17 protein-coding genes are annotated in these 16,546 nt (G+C 71.0%); 4 read left to right on the top strand and 13 right to left on the bottom strand.

Going from position 1 to position 16,546, the window contains the following annotated elements; genetic code table 11:
* The first annotated feature begins 207 nt into the window (after window positions 1-207).
* The 4 genes from L942_RS33995 to L942_RS33980 all read left to right on the top strand — a co-directional run bounded on the left by L942_RS33995 (window position 208) and on the right by L942_RS33980 (window position 4,673).
* Complete coding sequence (locus L942_RS33995; protein ID WP_037368410.1) at window positions 208-2,310, top strand: DUF6541 family protein; 2,103 nt, start codon at window positions 208-210, stop codon at window positions 2,308-2,310.
* Between the two features lie 125 nt (window positions 2,311-2,435).
* Window positions 2,436-3,377, top strand: a complete 942-nt coding sequence (ligD, locus tag L942_RS33990; RefSeq protein WP_037368152.1) for a non-homologous end-joining DNA ligase — start codon at window positions 2,436-2,438, stop codon at window positions 3,375-3,377.
* Between the two features lie 77 nt (window positions 3,378-3,454).
* On the top strand, window positions 3,455-3,805 hold the full coding sequence (locus L942_RS33985) for a hypothetical protein (protein ID WP_235079564.1): 351 nt from the start codon (window positions 3,455-3,457) through the stop codon (window positions 3,803-3,805).
* A 91-nt stretch (window positions 3,806-3,896) separates the two neighbouring features.
* The gene (locus L942_RS33980; RefSeq protein WP_037368406.1) at window positions 3,897-4,673 is read left to right on the top strand and encodes an SDR family oxidoreductase; all 777 of its coding nucleotides are present in this window, start codon (window positions 3,897-3,899) and stop codon (window positions 4,671-4,673) included.
* On the opposite strand, the gene L942_RS33975 is transcribed toward L942_RS33980, so the two are convergent.
* The 13 genes from L942_RS33975 to L942_RS33915 form a co-directional block, all read right to left on the bottom strand.
* Window positions 4,670-5,143, bottom strand: a complete 474-nt coding sequence (locus L942_RS33975; RefSeq protein WP_037368148.1) for an SRPBCC family protein — start codon at window positions 5,141-5,143, stop codon at window positions 4,670-4,672. The two genes, L942_RS33980 and L942_RS33975, sit on opposite strands and share 4 nt — an antisense overlap.
* Before the next feature lie 36 nt (window positions 5,144-5,179).
* A complete protein-coding gene (locus tag L942_RS33970) occupies window positions 5,180-5,383 on the bottom strand; it encodes a DUF6186 family protein (RefSeq protein WP_037368147.1) in 204 nt (67 codons plus the stop codon).
* Window positions 5,380-5,970 (bottom strand): hypothetical protein, encoded by a 591-nt coding sequence (locus L942_RS33965; protein WP_037368145.1) that lies wholly within the window; start codon window positions 5,968-5,970, stop codon window positions 5,380-5,382. The genes L942_RS33970 and L942_RS33965 overlap by 4 nt, the downstream gene beginning before the upstream one ends.
* Window positions 5,971-6,072: 102 nt before the next feature.
* Complete coding sequence (locus L942_RS33960; protein WP_037368144.1) at window positions 6,073-6,978, bottom strand: cobalamin-binding protein; 906 nt, start codon at window positions 6,976-6,978, stop codon at window positions 6,073-6,075.
* 14 nt (window positions 6,979-6,992) lie between these two features.
* A complete protein-coding gene (locus L942_RS33955) occupies window positions 6,993-8,093 on the bottom strand; it encodes a serine hydrolase domain-containing protein (protein WP_037368142.1) in 1,101 nt (366 codons plus the stop codon).
* Window positions 8,094-8,101: 8 nt separating this feature from the next.
* Window positions 8,102-9,679: an ABC transporter ATP-binding protein gene (locus L942_RS33950; RefSeq protein ID WP_037368139.1), complete on the bottom strand. Its 1,578-nt coding sequence runs from the start codon at window positions 9,677-9,679 to the stop codon at window positions 8,102-8,104.
* Complete coding sequence (locus tag L942_RS33945; protein WP_081655345.1) at window positions 9,676-10,572, bottom strand: ABC transporter permease; 897 nt, start codon at window positions 10,570-10,572, stop codon at window positions 9,676-9,678. The genes L942_RS33950 and L942_RS33945 overlap by 4 nt, the downstream gene beginning before the upstream one ends.
* Window positions 10,569-11,525 (bottom strand): ABC transporter permease, encoded by a 957-nt coding sequence (locus L942_RS33940; protein ID WP_037368138.1) that lies wholly within the window; start codon window positions 11,523-11,525, stop codon window positions 10,569-10,571. Before L942_RS33940 ends, L942_RS33945 begins: the two co-directional genes overlap by 4 nt.
* The gene (locus L942_RS33935; RefSeq protein WP_037368136.1) at window positions 11,522-13,114 is read right to left on the bottom strand and encodes an ABC transporter substrate-binding protein; all 1,593 of its coding nucleotides are present in this window, start codon (window positions 13,112-13,114) and stop codon (window positions 11,522-11,524) included. The genes L942_RS33940 and L942_RS33935 overlap by 4 nt, the downstream gene beginning before the upstream one ends.
* Window positions 13,115-13,187: 73 nt before the next feature.
* Window positions 13,188-13,613, bottom strand: coding sequence for a thioesterase family protein (locus L942_RS33930; RefSeq protein ID WP_037368134.1), 426 nt, complete (start codon window positions 13,611-13,613; stop codon window positions 13,188-13,190).
* On the bottom strand, window positions 13,606-14,550 hold the full coding sequence (locus tag L942_RS33925; protein WP_037368132.1) for a 3-hydroxyacyl-CoA dehydrogenase NAD-binding domain-containing protein: 945 nt from the start codon (window positions 14,548-14,550) through the stop codon (window positions 13,606-13,608). Before L942_RS33925 ends, L942_RS33930 begins: the two co-directional genes overlap by 8 nt.
* Window positions 14,543-15,436: a 3-keto-5-aminohexanoate cleavage protein gene (locus L942_RS33920; protein WP_037368131.1), complete on the bottom strand. Its 894-nt coding sequence runs from the start codon at window positions 15,434-15,436 to the stop codon at window positions 14,543-14,545. Before L942_RS33920 ends, L942_RS33925 begins: the two co-directional genes overlap by 8 nt.
* The gene (locus tag L942_RS33915; RefSeq protein ID WP_037368129.1) at window positions 15,436-16,296 is read right to left on the bottom strand and encodes a TetR/AcrR family transcriptional regulator; all 861 of its coding nucleotides are present in this window, start codon (window positions 16,294-16,296) and stop codon (window positions 15,436-15,438) included. The genes L942_RS33920 and L942_RS33915 overlap by 1 nt, the downstream gene beginning before the upstream one ends.
* Window positions 16,297-16,546: the final 250 nt, after the last annotated feature.

Here is a 16,546-nt window from a genome sequence, read left to right as displayed (position 1 = left end):
CGCCCGCGATCGACTTGGGCCGGGCCGGTCCCTGGATCGCGGCGTGGGTGTCGTATTCTCAGCGGCGGCCGGAAGGCAGCACGTCGAATTCGAAGCCGAATCGGAAGTTCGGACCTTGACGTGCACACTCGCGGCTCCGGTTTTCGGCACAGATGCAGTCGCGAGTGGAATCCGAAGCGTTCTTCACGAGATTGGGTGGTCTTCCCGGTGAGTCTGCTGCTGTACCCGCTGGCAGGGCTGGCCGTTCTCGCCGTGCCGGGGCTCCTGGTGCAACTCGCCGCGGGCATCCGGGACAAACTGTGGCTGGCCGCGCTGACCGCCCCGGTCAGCGTCGGCGTGTACGGCCTCGCCGGTCTCGCGTCCGGCATCCCCGGGCTGTCCTTCGGGATTCCGCTCGCGCTGGCGGTGACAGTGCTGCTGTCCGCGATCGTCTTCGCCGTCGCCTGGCTCTGCCGCGGCCGCACCGAGCCGGCGCCGGTCGAGAAGCCGGACACCGCGCTGCTGCCCGAGCTGGCCGGCCGGTGGCTCCCGGCGGCGAAGATCGGCGCCGCGGTCCTGGTGCTGGGAGGCATCGCGCTCGCCATGCAGCAATGGCATGGCGGCCTCGGCTCCTGGGACACCTACCCGCAGGAACACGACACGATCATCCACATGGTGCTGGTCGCCTACATCAGCGACACCGGCCGGGCCGCGCCGTGGGACCTGCTGCCGATCGACGTGCTCACCGGGCAGCCGGTGTCGTTCTACCCGTCCGGGCTGCCGTTGCCCGCGGCGCTGACGGGCGAGCTGACCGGCGGGCCGATCACCGGCTTCAACGTGATGAACGCCCTGATCACCGGCCCGGTGTTCGTGCTCGGCTCGGCGGCGCTCGCGGCCGCGGTGTTCCGCAGGCTGCGCGCCGGCTCGGGCTGGACCGCGCTCGCCGGCGGCGCGGCCGCGCTGATCGCGGCCGGACTGTTCCGGCCGGGCGTGCAACTGCTGCACGACGGCGGGATCGCGCCGAACGCGGCGGCGATGAGCATGGCTCCCGGCGTGCTCGCGGCGTTGATCACCGCCGGCGGGCTGCCCGGCTGGGGGCCGGGCTCGCGGTGGCTGCGGGCGGTCGTGCTGGGCATCGGGGTGGCCGGGGTGTTCTCGGTCCATCCGAGCGTGGCCGCCACCGTCGGCCTCAGCGTGGTGGTGTTCTGGATCGTCGAGGCGTTCACGAAGCGAGGGCGGGAGATCCTGCGCGGGCAATGGCCGGTGCTGCTGGCCGCGGGGGTGGTCGCCGCGCTCGCGTCGGCCTCCACCCTGCTCGGCTCGGCCAGCCAGGCCACGCGCACCGGGACGTGGGCTCCGGACATCCCGCCCGGCCCGTTCGGCGAGGCCTTGTCGAGCAACCTCAAGCTGACCTACGGCGGCTATTTCGATCCGCACGGCATTTTCTCGCAGCTCAGCGCGGGCGTGCTCGCCCTGGCCGGGGTGCTGGTGATCGTGGTGCTGCGCCGGGGCTGGGGCGTCGCCGCGATGTGGCTGTTCTGGCTGGCGATCGTCGTCGATTTCAAGGTGCACCCGAGGTCGGGCATCGGCTCGATGGTCGGATCGCCGTTCTACAAATCGTATGTGCGCATTCAGTCGCACATTTCGCTGTTCATTCCGGTGCTGGCGGCCATCGCGCTCGTATTCGTGGCGATCGGAATCGTCCGCTTGTTCGGGATGGTGAAGAAATCCGGGGCATTCGGTCACGCACGGCGGTTCGCCGGCCCGGTTTCGGCGGTGTTGCTGGCGGCGGCCCTGGCCGGGTATGTCGGCTACGCGTCGATTCCCTACGAGCACCGCAACGCCGAGGTGATCGCCAGCCGCTACGCGAAGCCGGAGTTCACCAGGGTGAACGACGACGACAAGCGGGCGGCGAAGTTCGTCGAGGACCACATCCAGCCCGGCGAGCGGATGATGAACAGCGCCAACGACGGCTCGACCTACGCCTACGTCGAGGACCGGGTGCCGGTGGTCAACGTGGTCACCCTCGGTTCGGCCATCGAGCCGGAGACCTACGAGCTGCTGCGGTCGTTCCGCGACTATCCGACCGATCCGCGGATCCGGAAAATCGTGTTGTCGCTGAACATCGGCTGGGTCTACGTGGACAGCCAGGCGCCCGGCATGGGCGCGGGCCCCGGTTCGCCGAACAGCTGGTACACCGCGCCGGTGTTCGAACTGGCCCCCGGACTGCGGAACCTGGACGGTCTTCCCGGGCTCTCGGTGGCCTTCCGGTCCGGCACGGTGACGGTGTACAAACTGGACCGCGCCGCGCTGGCCGCGTTGCCCCATTGACGGGGTCCCGGCTGCGAGACGCCCGGCTCTGCGGCTCGGGGCCGGACCGGCGGCCGAGGGGGCAGTTCACCCTCGTGCCGTTCGACCGCTGACGCGCCGCGCGATTTCCCGATACGGTCGGTGCCATGGCTAAGGGCGAGGCCGTCGAGCTCGAGGTGGGGGACCGGACGGTCCGGGTGTCCAACCCGGACCGGGTCTACTTCCCGGCGCGCGGCGAGACGAAGCTCGATCTCGTCCGGTACTACCTCGCGGTCGGCGACGGGATCGTGCGCGCGCTGCGGGAGCGGCCGTGCATGCTGCACCGGTTCCCGTCCGGGGTGAGCGGGGAGAAGGTGCACCAGAAGCGGGTGCCGAACGGTGCGCCGCCGTGGCTGGAGACGGTGCGGGTGCAGTTCCCGCGGTACCACCGGCACGCCGACGAGCTGTGCGTGACCGAGCTGGCGCACGTCGTCTGGGCGGTGCAGATGTCCACTGTGGAGTTTCATCCGTGGAACTCGCGCCGGGCGGACACCGAGCGGCCGGACGAGTGGCGGATCGACCTCGACCCGATGCCGGAGTGCGGGTTCGAAACGGTGCGCCGGGTCGCGCACGTCGCCGAGGAGATCCTCGACGAGCTGGGCATCCGCGGCTGGCCGAAGACGTCGGGCGGCAGCGGAATGCACGTCTACGTCCGGATCGCGCCGCGCTGGGGGTTCGCCGACGTTCGCCGGGCCGCGCTGGCGTTCGCGCGCGAGGTCGAACGGCGGGCCCCGGACGACGTCACCACCACCTGGTGGCGCAAGGACCGCGACCCGAAGAAGCTGTTCGTGGACTACAACCAGAACGCCCGGGACCACACGATCGCCAGCGCGTATTCGGTGCGCGGCGTGCCCGAGGCGCTGGTGTCCACGCCGATCCGCTGGGACGAGGTCGACGACGTCGACCCGCACGACTGCACGATCGCGACCGTGCCCGCGCGGTTCGCCGAACTCGGCGACCTGCACGCGGGCATCGACGACGTGGCGTACTCGCTCGAGCCGTTGCTGGAGTGGGCCGACCGGGAGGGTTTGGAGGCAGAGGACTCCTGAGAGAAATCATCCGGGCGCCTGGCGTCATGGGGGAGCCTCCGCCGCGTCTCCCCGGGGAGCGAGCGGAGGATGCGACGATGGACGGTGCCGGGCAGAACGATCCGCTTGCCGTGCTCTACCGGCTGCACCACCAGCTGCGGGTGCTGTCCCCGGTGCTGACTGTCGCGCCGGGACGGCCGGAAACGAAGGCCATGCTCGACGGGCTGGCGGAGACCGTTTCCGAAGCCGCGGGCCTGCTCGCGACGGCGGAACCGGCCGCGCTGGCCGCGTTGCGGCAAGGGTTCGAGCACGTCCGGGCCGGCCGGGGCAACGAGGCGACGTCGGAGCTGATCAGCGCGTACGGGCGGTTGTCGGTGCTGCTGCGGAAAGACACGCCGCGCCGGGACAGCACGCACGAGCCGACGGTGCGGTGGCGCTCGAAGTTCTGACGCGCGCAGTGTGCCCCGCGCGGCCCCAGGCGTGCCAGGATGGCGGGCGGAAGCCGGCTGAGCCCGGGCAGTGCGGCAGCGGGAGGACCACGTGGCCGAGCAGATCCTCGTCACCGGCGGAAGCGGGCAACTGGGCCGGGTGGTCGTGGAACGGCTCCGGGCCGCGGAGGCACCGGTGCGGGCGCTGAGCCGCCGGAAGCGGTCCAGCGAAGGTGTCCAGTGGACCGCCGGGGACTTGCGCACCGGGCGCGGCATCGACGTCGCGGTCGCCGGCGTCGGCACGGTGATTCATTGCGCGACGGACTTCCGGCGGGAGGTCGAGACGGTCCGCACGCTCGTCGAGGCGGCGCGCTGGAGCGGCCAGACGCCCCATCTGGTGTATGTCTCGATCGTCGGCGTCGACCGGATTCCGCTCGGGTACTACCAGGCGAAACTGGCCGCCGAGCACGTGATCGCGGATTCCGGCATGCCGTACACGATCCTGCGGGCGACGCAGTTCCACTCGCTGGTGCGGACGATCCTCGCCGGCGCCACCCGGTTGCCGGTGGTGCCGGTGCCGAAGTTCCGGTTCCAGCCGGTCGACGTGCGCGACGTCGCGGCGCGGCTCGTTTCGCTGGCCCAGGGCGAACCGCAGGGGCGGGTCGCCGACTTCGGCGGGCCGGAGGTGCGCACGACGGCTGACCTGGCGCGTGCCCTGCTCGCCGCGTCCGGGAAGGACAAACGGCTCGTCGCGGTGCCCGCGCCGGGGCGGATCGCCCGGGGTTACGCGGCTGGCGCGAATCTGGCCCCGGAGCACGCCGACGGCGTGGTCACCTTCGAGCAGTATCTGGCGGAGCGGGGCAAGCCGACCGCGTTGCGGTACCGCTAGACGGAGGCGCGGCGCCGGACCGTGCGTTCCAGGATGCCGAGGGTCGCCTTGAGCGCGGACTCGGGGACGACCGGGAAAGTCAGGCGCGCCTTCCATTCGTCGCTGAGTTCCGACCAGTCGTAATAGGACGTGACGAGGGTGCCGCCCTCGGCGGGTTCGAGGCGGTAGCCGTAGATGTGGCGGACGTGCGGCCGGAAGCTGCCCTCGACGGTCCAGGCGATCTCCTCGTCCGGGACGAGCTTCGTGATGACGACCTCGACGTCGTACTTGCCCAGGGGCCGGTCGCCGAGCGCTTCCCGGTCCATGTGGACGACGAACCGGTCGCCGGCCTGGGTGACCCGTTCGCCCTCGGCGTCCATGAGCATTCCGGACGCGTCGATGTCGACGTGGCCCTGCGGGTCGGCGAGGACGGCGAAGACGGAGCCGGCGGGAGCGGGGAGGAAGCGGGAGACCTCGAGACGTTCGTTCATGTCATCGACTATAGCGGAAATAATCGATGATTTGGCTCAGCTTTGCACGAAGAAGTGCCAGCCGACCCACCACCAGGCCAGCACGAGCGCGATCCGGGTCGACCGTTTGCGCATCAGCGCGGAGAGCACGCTGGTCAGCGGCGGGATGGTCTTCGGGAACAGGTGGCTGCCCAGCCAGAGCAGGAGGGCGGCGGCCACGATCGCGCCGAAGCCCAGTTCGGTGATCAGCCTGCTGCTCATGCCGTCCTCCTCGCCGCGGCGGCCGCGCGCAGCATGGCGAGCCCGGCGGCGACCCAGACGCCGAGCGCGAGAGCCTGCACCACGCGGTTGTCGAGCATCGGGTCGACGAGGTCGCTCATCGTCGGATGCGTCAGCGAGAGCCCGCCCGCGGCCTGTTCGTAGACGAACGAGATGAGTTCCCAGAGACACCAGGAGATCGCGAGCGCGACCCATAGCCAGCCGCGGCGCGGGACTGGTCGCGCGGGGAGCGAGGGGTCCCGCCATTCGACGACCAGCGCGCCGATGCCGATCGCGGTGATGGCGAGGAACATCGGCACGGTCTGCCGGCCGAAGACCAGCGCGACGAGGGCGACGGCGATGATCAGCGAGGCGCCCGGCAGCCGGGTCGCCGGGCGGAAGACGTCGGCGGGGGCGGGGTGGCGTTCGGTGAAGAGCAGCAGGAGCGCGGCGGCGAAGAAAATCACGCCGTCCGCCGGAGCGCCGCGGATCCAGTGCGCGAGGGAGGCGATGAGGAGGGCCGTGATCGGGAGATCGACGGCCAGGCGGGGTGCCGGGTAGTCCGCTGCGTGCCGCTCGGGAGTTGCCATGCGACGCCCCCATTCCGTGCCGGTCCTGCTGGAGAGACAACGCGAAAGAGTGGTGTCGGCTTCCCGGACGGGCGATCTGTTCCGTGGCTCACTGCGAGGTGGTCACGCGCGCCGGGCTTCCGCGGAGCTGACCGGAGGATCGGCAGCGATGCCGTGCAGAACCGTCGCGAGGATTTCCGCTCCGCGCACCACGCGGGGGCCGGGGCGGTTGAAGCAGGACGGGCCGTCGAGGAGCCAGACTCGGCCGTTCCGCACGGCGGGCAGGCCGGCCCAGCCGGGCCGTGAGGTGAGGACGTCCAGTTCGGCTTCGGTCCGGTCCGGGGTGAACCCGCAGGGGAGGACGAGCAGGACGTCCGGGCGGGCGGCGAGCACGGCGTCCCACGTCATCGGCTTGGTGTGCTCGCCCGGTGCCGCCAGCAGCGGGGTGCCGCCCGCGGCGGCGATCTGCTCGGGAACCCAGTGCCCGGCGGGCCAGAGCGGGTCGAGCCACTCCAGCGCGATCACCCGGGGCCGGGGGCGCCCGCGGACTGGGCGGCGGACCGCGGCGAGCCGCGAGCGGAGCTCGGCGACGCGGGCGGCGGCGACCTCCGGCACGCCCAGTGCCTCGCCGAGAGTGGTTAGGCAGTCGAGGATCTCGTCCAGCGTGCGCGGTTCGAGGCTGAGCACGCGCGGTCCGGCGTCGAGCATCCGTACCGCGGCGGCGACGCGGGTGTAGGACACCGCGCAGACCTCGCAGAGGTCTTGGGTGAGCACGAGGTCCGGCGCGAGCGCGGCCAGCCGGTCGAGGTCGACTGAGTAAAGCGACGACCCCTGGTGGGACGCGCCGACCGCGGTGGAGATTTCGCGGCTGGTCAGGGCGTCGGAGTCGAGGTCCGCGGCCGTGACCACCGGCACCGACGCGATCTCGGCGGGCCAGTCGCATTCGTGGGTGCGGCCGACGAGATCGCCCGCCTTGCCGAGGGCGGCGACGAGGTCGGTGGCGGCGGGCAGCAGGGAGACGATCCGCATCTGCCCACGGTAGGTCAGACGGCCTCGTGCAGCGCCGCCAACAGCGACGACGCCCGGTGGTCGACGTCCTCGGCCTGGAGTTCGTTCGGCACGAACGAGAACGACACACCCCGGCTCGGCCAGGCGCCGTGGCGGCCGCCGCCGGCTCCGGAGTGGCCGAAGGCGGCCGGGTCGGCGTCGGCGGGGCCGTAGGTGCCGATCGGGTCGGCCAGTTCGAAGCCGAGGCCGAAGCGCAGCGGGCGGTCGTTGATCGCGTCGATGCCTTCGGACCAGGTGCGCGTGGCCTGGGCGAGGATGTCGGCGGGGACGAGTTCGCCCGCGCGCAGCAGGTCGTAGAGACGGGCCATCGCGGTCGCGGTGCCGACCGCGCCGCCGGCCGCCAGCGTCGCGCCGCGGTACTCCGGCGAGTTCATCGAGTCGCCCGAATCGAGCAGGCCGCGGTACATCCGTTCGACGATCCGGCGGCGTTCCTCGTCGTGGAGGAAGGTGCTGATCCGGTAGCCGGGCGCGCGCCGCAGGGTCGCGACCGGGACGGTCGGCGGGGTGCCGAGCCGCAGGTCGAGGCCGTGCGGCCCGGCGAGCAGGTCGCGGATCAGCACACCGAGGTCCGCCCCGGTGACGCGCCGCGCCAGTTCGGTGGCGAGGTAGCCGTAGGTGAGCGCGTGGTAGGCGACCTTCGTGCCGGGAGTCCACAGCGGACGCTGGGCGGCGAGGGCCTCGGCGTTCGCCGCGTTGTCCAGCATCGGCAGGTCGGGCTCCACGTAGGGCAGGCCGACGGTGTGCGAAAGGACCTGCGAAACCCGCACGTCCTCCTTGCCCGCCGCGGCGAATTCCGGCCAGTAGCGGGCGACGCGTTCGTCCGGGTCGAGCTTGCCTTGCGCGGTCAGCATCGCCAGGACGGTCGCGACGACGCCCTTGGTGCCGCTGAACAACACCGCGCGGGTGTCCTCGGTCCACGGCACGCCGTCCGCCGCCGAGCCGCCCCACAGCTCCACCACCGGAGCGCCGTCGCGGAACACGCTGAACGCGGCTCCGCCGGTCGTTGCCTCGACGATGTCGCCGAAAGCTTCCCGGACGCCCTCGTACCCGGGCTTTACCGCACCATGGACAGTCATTCGGCTCCTCACAGCCTCGGCGTCGTAGCGAGAAGTTCGCTCGTGTACTCGTGCGACGGGGAGTTCAGCACCGCCTCGACGGCACCCTCCTCGACGATCTCGCCGCCGCGCAGGACCGCGATCCGGTCCGCCACCTCCGGGGCGAGGGCGATGTTGTGCGTCACGAACAGCATCGCCATGCCGAGTTCCCGGCGCAGTTCGCCGAGCAGCTCGACGATGGTCGCCTGCACGGAGACGTCCAGCGCGGACGTGACCTCGTCGCACACCAGGACGTCCGGGGTGGTCACGAGCGCGCGGGCGATCGCCGCGCGTTGCCGTTCGCCGCCGCTGAGCTGGTCCGGCAGCCGGTTCGCGAGGTCTTGCCGCAGGCGGACCCGGTCCAGCGTCTCGGCGACGCGTCGGCGGCGTTCGGTGCGGGAGAGGGAAGTCAAGCGCACCAACGGAACCTCGATCGACTGGGCGATCGTCTTGCGCGGGTTCAGCGACGAGAACGGGCTTTGGAAGACGTACTGGATCCGCCGCAGTTCGTCGGTGCTGCGCTGCCGGGCGGCCGGAGCCAGCGGAGTGCCTTCGAGCGCGACGGTGCCGCTGAAGACGCGGTTGAGCCCAGCGATGCACTGCGACAGCGTGGTTTTTCCGGAACCGGACTCGCCGAGCAGCATCACGCTTTCCCCGCGCGTCACGGCGAGGTCGATGCCGCGCAGCACCTGCTGCTGCCCGTAGGACACTCGGATGTCGCGTGCGGCCAGCACCGCGTCCTCCGCCGGGGGAGCGGCGGCGGGTTCCGCACCGAGATCCGGCACCGCAGCGAGGAGGCGCTTCGTGTACGCGTGCTTCGGCCGCCGCAGTACCTCGTCAGCGACCCCGCATTCGACCAGATTCCCTTGGTACATCACGGCGACCCGGTCGGCGAGCTGCGCGACCACGGCGAGGTCGTGGGTGATGTAGAGCGCCGCGACGCCGTGCTCGGACGTCAGCTGCCGCACGGTTTCCAGCACCAAAGCCTGGGTCTTCACGTCCAGGCCGGTGGTCGGCTCGTCCAGCACCACCACGCTGGGGCGGCAGGCGAAAGCCATCGCGATGCCGACCCGCTGCTGCTGCCCGCCGGACAGCTGATGCGGGTACCGCCGCTGGTAGGCCTCGCCGGACGGCAGCCCGACCTCGGCCAGCACCTCGGCCACGCGCGCGTCGACGGACCCGGCGTAGCCGTGCGTTTCGAGCACCTCGGCGATCTGCCGGCCGATCCGCAGCGCCGGGTTCAGCGACAGCGCCGGGTCCTGCGGGATGTACGCGACGGCGCTGCCCCGCAACTGGCGGCGCGCGGCGTCGTCGAGCGCCAGGACGTCGACCGGCTCGCCGTCGCGCGGGTGCAGCAGCACCTTGCCGCCGCCGGACACCAGCCCTCGGCGGAAATGGCCGAGCGCGGCCAGCCCGGCGGTCGTCTTGCCGGAGCCGGATTCGCCGACGAGCGCGAGCACCTCGCCGGGAGCGATCTCGTAGGACACCGAATGCAGCACCGGGCGGCCCGCCGTCGTGCGCATGGCCAGCCCGGTCACCTCCAGGGCTTTCGTCATCACGGCGGTCATGCGCGTGCCTCCCGGGTCCGCCCGGCCGCGGCCGAGGCGAGCGAGTCGGCGACGAGGTTCGTGCCGACGGCGAGCACCGCGATCGCGGCCACCGGGAGCAGCACGCCCCACGGCTGCACGACGAGCGCGATGCGGTTCTCGTTGATCATCAGGCCCCAGTCCGCGGCCGGCGGCTGGATGCCGAGGCCGAGGAACGAGAGCGAGGCGATGTAGCCGATCGAGTAGGTCAGCCGCAGCCCGAGCTCCACCATCAGCGGGCCGGTGATGTTCGGCAGGATCTCGCGCAGCAGGATCCGGCTGCGCGGCACGGCGTACATCTCCGCCGCGCGGATATAGTCGTGGTTGCGCACCGAAACGGTGGCCTGCCGGGCGACCCGGGCGGTCCGCGGCGCGTGCGTCAGCCCGATGACCAGCACCAGCAGCCAGCCTTTCGGGCCGATCACCGCGATCGCCAGCAACGCGATGACCAGCTGCGGGAACGACAGCAGCACGTCGTTGCCGCGCATCAGCAGGCTGTCCAGCCAGCCGCCGCCGTATCCGGCGATCATGCCGAGCAGCGCGCCGAGCACGATGCCGAGCGCGGTGGCGAGCACCGCGTAGAGCAGCAGCGTGGTGCCGCCCGCGAGGAACCGGGTGAGGACGTCGCGGCCGAGGCCGTCGGTGCCGGCGATCCCGTCCGGTTTGAACGGCTTCCCGGCGAAGTCCGTGGTGCTGTGGCCGGTGAGCACCGGCCCGAGCCACGGGCCGAGCAACGCCACGAGAATCACGACTCCGGCCAGCGCGGCGCCGACCTTGGCCTGCGGGAACGCCCAGGCGGAGCGGATCAGGCCGGCCGCGCGGGGCGGCGTTTCCGGGACAGCGGGCACCACCTGTTCTTCTTCGACCGCGGTCATCGCACTGCCTCCGTCCGGAGCTTGGGATCGGCGAGGATGCCGATCACGTCGGCCAGCAGGTTCACCACGATGTAGACCGCCGCGATCAACAGCGTCACCGCCTGGACGACCGCGACGTCGCGTTTGCCGACCGCGTCGATCAGCGCCTGGCCGATGCCCGGGTAGCGGAACAGGAATTCGACCACCACGACGCCGCCGGCCAGCCACGCCAGCTGGATCGCGACGACCTGCGCGACCGGCCCGACCGCGTGCGGCAAGGCGTGCCGCAGCAGCACCGTCCGCTCGCGCATTCCCTTGAGCCGCGCCATTTCCACGTATCCGGAATCGAGGACTTCGCTCATCGTCGCGCGCATCATCCGCGTGATGTACGGGGTCACGACGAGCACGAGCGTGAGCACCGGCAGGACGAGCTGACTCGGTTGCGCCCACACCGCTTCGCCTGGCGGCGTGAGGGTCACCGAGGGCAGGACTCGGAACACTGTCGTCGCGAAGAGAACGATGAGCGCCACGCCGATGACGAACTCCGGCAGCGCGGCGATCACCAGGCTGACGCCGGAGACGACCTGGTCGCCGGCGCGGCCGCGGCGCATCGCGCTCCACGTGCCGAGCGCGAGCCCGAGCGGGGTGGCGATCACCGCGGCGAGGACGAGCAGCACCAGCGAGGCCGACACCCGGTCCGCCAGCAGCGTCGTGACCGGGCCCTGGGTCGAGGTCGAGGTGCCCAGGTCGCCGGTGAACAGGCCGCCCAGCCAAGAGAGATAGCGCTGCCAGACCGGTTCGTCGAGGTGCAGCTGGTGCTGCAGCGCGGCGATCCGCTCCGGAGTCGCCTGCTGGCCGAGGATGGCCCGGGCCGGATCGCCCGGCAGCAGCAGCGTCGCGACGAACACCAGCAGCGTGACCAGCCACAGCACCACGAGGCTCACGAGCAGCCGTTTGAGGATCAGCCGGCTCATGCCGCGCCTCCTTCCGCCGTGCCGAGCCAGACCTGGCGGAACTGGTAGCCCGACAGCGAGATCCCGGTCCGGTCCGGCACGAAACCGGCCACATAGGACTGGTAGGCGTCGACCTGGTCGACGAACCCCCAGACGATCAGCCCGCCGCGTTCGTACTCGATCTGCTGCGCGCGGTGGAGCAGCTCCGTGCGTGCCTTCGGGTCCACCGTGGCGCTCGCCCGCGTGACGAGGTCGGTGAATTCCGGGTCGTTCCAATGGGTTTCGTTGTACGGCGCTTTCGGCAGCGCGCCGGACGCGACCTGCGGCAGGTAGTTGCGGGTGTACCAGAAGTCCTGCGCGAAGTCCCAGGACAGGTAGTTCTCGCCGTAGAACGTGGTGGTGTCGATCTTCCGGATCCGGACGTTCACGCCGGCCGCCTTGGCCTGCTGCTGGAACACCTGCGCGGCCTCGACCGCGCCGGCCTGGATCGGCGCGGTGACCAGTTCGATGTCGAGATTCGGCTTCCCCGCCTCGGCGAGCAGCCGCTTCGCCTCGGCGATGTTCTGCTTCCGCTGCGGCAATTGCCGGTTGTACGCCGGGTCGAAGGGCGCGTAGAGGTCGTTGCCGACCCGGCCCTGTCCGCTGAGCACCTGGTTGATCATCTGCTCGCGGTCGACCACCAGGCGCAGCGCCTGGCGCACCCGGACGTCGTTGAACGGCGGCCGGTCGACGCGCATGGTGAACGGCAGCCAGGTCCCGGTCTCCGACCGCAGCACCTGGATCCGCGGGTCGCTGCGGAGCACGTCCACGAGCGCGACCGGGACCTGGTCGATCGCGTCCACCTGGGACGAGAGCAGGGCGTTGATCCGGGCGTCGTCGTCGGCGAAGTTGATGAGCGACAACCGGTCCAGGTACGGCTGGCCCGGCCGCCAGTAGTGCTCGTTGCGCACGAAGGTGCTCTGCAGCCCGGCGGTGAACGTCTCGACCTTGAACGGCCCGGTGCCGATCGGCGCCTTGACGTCGAAATCGGCCGGGACGATACCGAGGCTGTACTGCCCGAGCAGATCGTCGAAGCCGGAATTCGGGGAGGCGAGCCGGAATTCGACCGTCCGGTCGCCGGTCGCGACCACCTCGCCGAGCATGGCCAGCCCGGCCGCGCCGCTCTTCGGGTTCTTCGGATCGGTGATGCGGCGGAAGGTCGCGACGACGTCGGCCGGGGTCACCGGGCGGCCGTCGTGGAAGCGGATGCCCGAGCGCAGCACGGCCGTCCAGGTGCGCGCGTCCGGCGAGGATTTCAGCGATTCGGCCACCAGCATCTGGAGCCGGTAGTCGTGATCGCGCATCAGCAGCGGTTCGTAGAGGTTGAGCACCCGGGCGATGTCCGGGTTCGTGGCGGGGGTGTGCGGGTCGAGCGTGTCCGACGCTCCGCCGCCGGTGACTCCGACCCGGAGGGCGCCGCCTCGTTTCGGCGGCCCGGAGGGGACGGCCGCGGCGACGGTGGAGCCGCAGGCGGCCAGCAGGGGAGCGGCACCGGCGAGCGCGGCGCCGGCGAGCGCGGTGGTCAGGAATCGGCGGCGGGAGACGTGGGTCGGTTTACATCGGGCTTCCATGGGTGACTTTCGGGTGGGTGAGCGGCGGTCCCGGCGCGGACCGGGACCGCCGCTCACGAGGGGAGGGGAGGGATCAGGCGATGGCACGTCCCGCGTAGTCCGGGACCGGGGCGAGATGCGTTCCGAGCGCGGCCGCGACGTCGGCGGGGAACGGCGTCGCGCGTCCCCCGGAAACGTGCAGGCACAACAGCTCTTCGGTGGCGACGAGTTCGCCGGCGACCCGCATCTCGTGGCACAGCCGCACCTTTTTCGCGCCGACTGACAGCACGGAGGTCGTCACCTCGAGTTCGGCGTCCGCGCCGACTTCGCGCAGATACCGGACGTGCGCCTCCACGGTGTACAGCGACGCCCCGGTTCTTTCGCGGTAGCCGGGGCCGAGGCCGACGATGTCCATCAGCGCGGTGGTCGCGTCGCCGAAGACGAGCACGTAGTAGGGCTCGGAGAGGTGACCGTTGTAGTCGATCCACTCCGGACGGACCCGGTCGCGGTACTCAGCCACGACGGGCCTGCCCGACCGCGCGCTGGATCGCGATGACCGCCCGGTCGCGTTCGGCGATGAGGTCGGCGACGGTCCGCCCGTCCGCCTCGTCGTCGCATCCGGCGACCACGGCGTCGCGCAGGTCCTTGGTGAGTTCCGGTGCGTCGAGCCGGGTCCACGGCGACTTCAGCGAGGGTCCGAAGTGGTCGAGCATGTGTGCCATGCCGCCTTCGCCGCCGGCCAGGTGGAACGTCAGCATCGGACCCTGGACGGGCCACCGCAGGCCCGGTCCGTCGGTGATGGCGAGGTCGATCTGCTCGACGGTGGCCTCGCCGTTCGCGACCATGTGCAGGGCTTCGCGCCACAGCGCTTCCTGGAGCCGGTTCGCGATGAAGCCGGGCACCTCGCGGTCCATCGTGAGCACGGACTTGCCGACGCGCCGGTAGAACGCCGCGGCCTGCTCGACCGCCCACTGCGCGCTGAGCTTCCCGCCGACGACCTCGACCAGCGGAATGAGATACGGCGGGTTGAACGGATGCCCGACCACGAGCCGTTCCGGCGTCTTCGCGGCGACCTGCATTTCGGTCATGCCGTAGCCGGAGGTGGACGAGGCGATCACGACGTCGGGCGCGGTGACCGCGTCGATGTCGGCCAGCAGTTTCTGCTTGAGCGGCAGGTCTTCCGGCGCGCTTTCCTGTACGAAGCCCACGCCGTCGACGGCTTCCGCGAGCGTCGCGGTGACGGTGAGGCGGTCGCGGCTAGCGCCCGGCTTGAGGCCGAGTTCGGTGAGGGCGGGCCAGGCCGCGTCGACGAGCCTTTCCAGCTTCTGCGCGGCGTCCGGCGCCGGGTCCCAGGCCCGGACGTCGAAGCCCTGGGCGAGGAAGTGCGCGACCCAGCCGCCGCCGATGACTCCGGCTCCGACGCAGGCGACAGTGTCCACTGTGGATGCTTCAGGCATTGGCGCGCTCCTTCAGCCCGAGGATCGCGCGCGCCCGGTCCGGGGTGGCGATGTCCGCGCCGAGCTTCTGCACGATGTCCACCGCGCGTTCGACGAGCTGGCCGTTGGTGGCCTTGACGCCGCGCGACAGGTAGAGGTTGTCCTCCAGCCCGACCCGGACGTGCCCGCCCAGCAGCACCGACTGCGCGACCCACGGCATCTGGTCGCGCCCGATGGCGAACGACGCCCACTGCGCGCCTTCCGGCAGCAGATGCACCATCGCTTGCAGCAGTGCGGGATCCGGCGGCGCGCCGTACGGGATTCCCATGCACAGCTGGAACAGCGGCGGCGGGTCGATCAGGCCTTCCTCGACCATTTTCGCGGCGAACCACAGGTTGCCGGTGTCGAAGATCTCCAGTTCGGGCTTCACGCCGAGTTCCTGGATCCGTTTCGCTCCGGTGCGGAGCATGTCCGGAGTGGACACATAGAGCTGGTTGCCCTCGCCGAAGTTCAGCGAACCGCAGTCGAGCGTGCAGATGTCCGGCAGCAGTTCCTCGACGTGCGGGAGCCGGTCGTGCGCGTTGACGAGGTCGGTGCCGTCGACCGGCTTGAGCGGGTCCTCGGCGTCGATGACGAGGTCGCCGCCCATGCCCGCGGTGAGGTTGACGACCACGTCCACGCCGGACTCTTTGACCAGCCGCACCGCCTCGCGGTACAGCGCGACGTCCCGCGACGGGGCACCCGTTTCGGGCTCGCGCACGTGGATGTGCACCACGGCCGCGCCGGCATTGGCGGCTTCGATGGCGCTCTCGGCGATCTGCGCCGGGCTGACCGGAACGTGCGGGCTCCGGCGGGTGGTGTCCCCCGCGCCGGTGAGCGCGCAGGTGACGATGACTTCGTGGTTCATCAGGCTCCTTGGACGATCGAGCGGTCGATGAAGTCGTGCAGGTGCGCGCGCATCGCGCCCACCGTGCTGCCGGGCCGCCCGGTCAGCACCTGGATGCCGAGGCCGTCGATCAGCGCGGTGAGCTGGGCGGTGGCGGCCTCGGGGTCGGCCAGGCGGAACACGCCCTGCTCCTGGCCGGTGCGGATGGTCATGAGAATGGTCTGGTACCAGCGGTCGTAGGAATCGGTGTAGAGCGAACGCAGCCGCGGGTCGAGCGCGACCTCGTTCCAGACCTGCAGCCACACCGACCATTCGGCGCGCAGCAGGCCCTCGGTCGGCAGCTGCAGTTCGACCAGCTTGAGCAGCCGGTCGTGCGCGCCGGGCACCGCGTGCAGCTCGGCGACCTGCCGGTCGAAGGCGAGCTTCACGTTGCGCCGCAGCGCTTCGTCGAGGACTTCGGTCTTGGTGGGGAAGTGGTAGTGGATGGCCGCGGTGCTGGTGCCGCACGCCTGCGCGATGTCGGCGATGCGCACCCGGTGATACCCGCGCTCGGCGATGAGCTGCCACGCGGTCTCGAGGATCCGTCGCCGCGGCTCGGAGTGCGCCAGGTCGTCGGGGTCGCTCGCCGTTCCGGCCGCGGGGGCCGGGACGGCGGTGACGGTCTTGGCGTCGTCGCTGCCGTTGAGCAGCCAGTTCACTGTCACGCCGGAGTATTCGGCTACGCGGACGAGTTCGTGCGGGGAGAAGCGGCGGGCGCCGTTGAGCGCCTTGGAGAGCTTGGTCTGGTCGAGGCCGATGGCGGCGGCGAATTCGCGTTGGGGGACGGGCATGGACTGGATCAGCTGCCGCACCCGTTGCCTCAGCTGGTCTGTTTCGTCCATGGCCGGAGACGCTAACTCCGGGTTGCGAAAATCGCAACTCTTGGATCGGTCTGTGTCGGGAAGAGTTGGTGATCTTGTTGGTGTGCAAAGGAGTTGCGATCTTGGGTTGACTGGCGGATCAGTCGGACGGCTCGTCGCCTGGCGGCGACATCGCGCCCGGGGGGTGGCGTGGGGCACCCCGAAGCCGGATTGTGCTGACGGTCTTGGGGTGCTTGTCAAGGCGGGAAAGCGTGCCTTGACAAGCACCCCA

Source organism: Amycolatopsis orientalis DSM 43388 (assembly GCF_000411975.1).
GTDB lineage: Bacteria > Actinomycetota > Actinomycetes > Mycobacteriales > Pseudonocardiaceae > Amycolatopsis > Amycolatopsis orientalis_D.
This window is presented reverse-complemented; position numbering and strand designations above follow the sequence as displayed.

Bases quoted from the DNA above. Each gene is read 5' to 3' on its own strand.
- ligD (WP_037368152.1), top strand. From the start codon at position 2,436: ATGGCTAAGGGCGAGGCCGTCGAGCTCGAGGTGGGGGACCGGACGGTC.
- L942_RS33985 (WP_235079564.1), top strand. From the start codon at position 3,455: ATGGACGGTGCCGGGCAGAACGATCCGCTTGCCGTGCTCTACCGGCTG.
- L942_RS33975 (WP_037368148.1), bottom strand. From the start codon at position 5,143: ATGAACGAACGTCTCGAGGTCTCCCGCTTCCTCCCCGCTCCCGCCGGC.
- L942_RS33970 (WP_037368147.1), bottom strand. From the start codon at position 5,383: ATGAGCAGCAGGCTGATCACCGAACTGGGCTTCGGCGCGATCGTGGCC.
- L942_RS33965 (WP_037368145.1), bottom strand. From the start codon at position 5,970: ATGGCAACTCCCGAGCGGCACGCAGCGGACTACCCGGCACCCCGCCTG.
- L942_RS33960 (WP_037368144.1), bottom strand. From the start codon at position 6,978: ATGCGGATCGTCTCCCTGCTGCCCGCCGCCACCGACCTCGTCGCCGCC.
- L942_RS33955 (WP_037368142.1), bottom strand. From the start codon at position 8,093: ATGACTGTCCATGGTGCGGTAAAGCCCGGGTACGAGGGCGTCCGGGAA.
- L942_RS33950 (WP_037368139.1), bottom strand. From the start codon at position 9,679: ATGACCGCCGTGATGACGAAAGCCCTGGAGGTGACCGGGCTGGCCATG.
- L942_RS33945 (WP_081655345.1), bottom strand. From the start codon at position 10,572: ATGACCGCGGTCGAAGAAGAACAGGTGGTGCCCGCTGTCCCGGAAACG.
- L942_RS33940 (WP_037368138.1), bottom strand. From the start codon at position 11,525: ATGAGCCGGCTGATCCTCAAACGGCTGCTCGTGAGCCTCGTGGTGCTG.
- L942_RS33935 (WP_037368136.1), bottom strand. From the start codon at position 13,114: ATGGAAGCCCGATGTAAACCGACCCACGTCTCCCGCCGCCGATTCCTG.
- L942_RS33925 (WP_037368132.1), bottom strand. From the start codon at position 14,550: ATGCCTGAAGCATCCACAGTGGACACTGTCGCCTGCGTCGGAGCCGGA.
- L942_RS33920 (WP_037368131.1), bottom strand. From the start codon at position 15,436: ATGAACCACGAAGTCATCGTCACCTGCGCGCTCACCGGCGCGGGGGAC.
- L942_RS33915 (WP_037368129.1), bottom strand. From the start codon at position 16,296: ATGGACGAAACAGACCAGCTGAGGCAACGGGTGCGGCAGCTGATCCAG.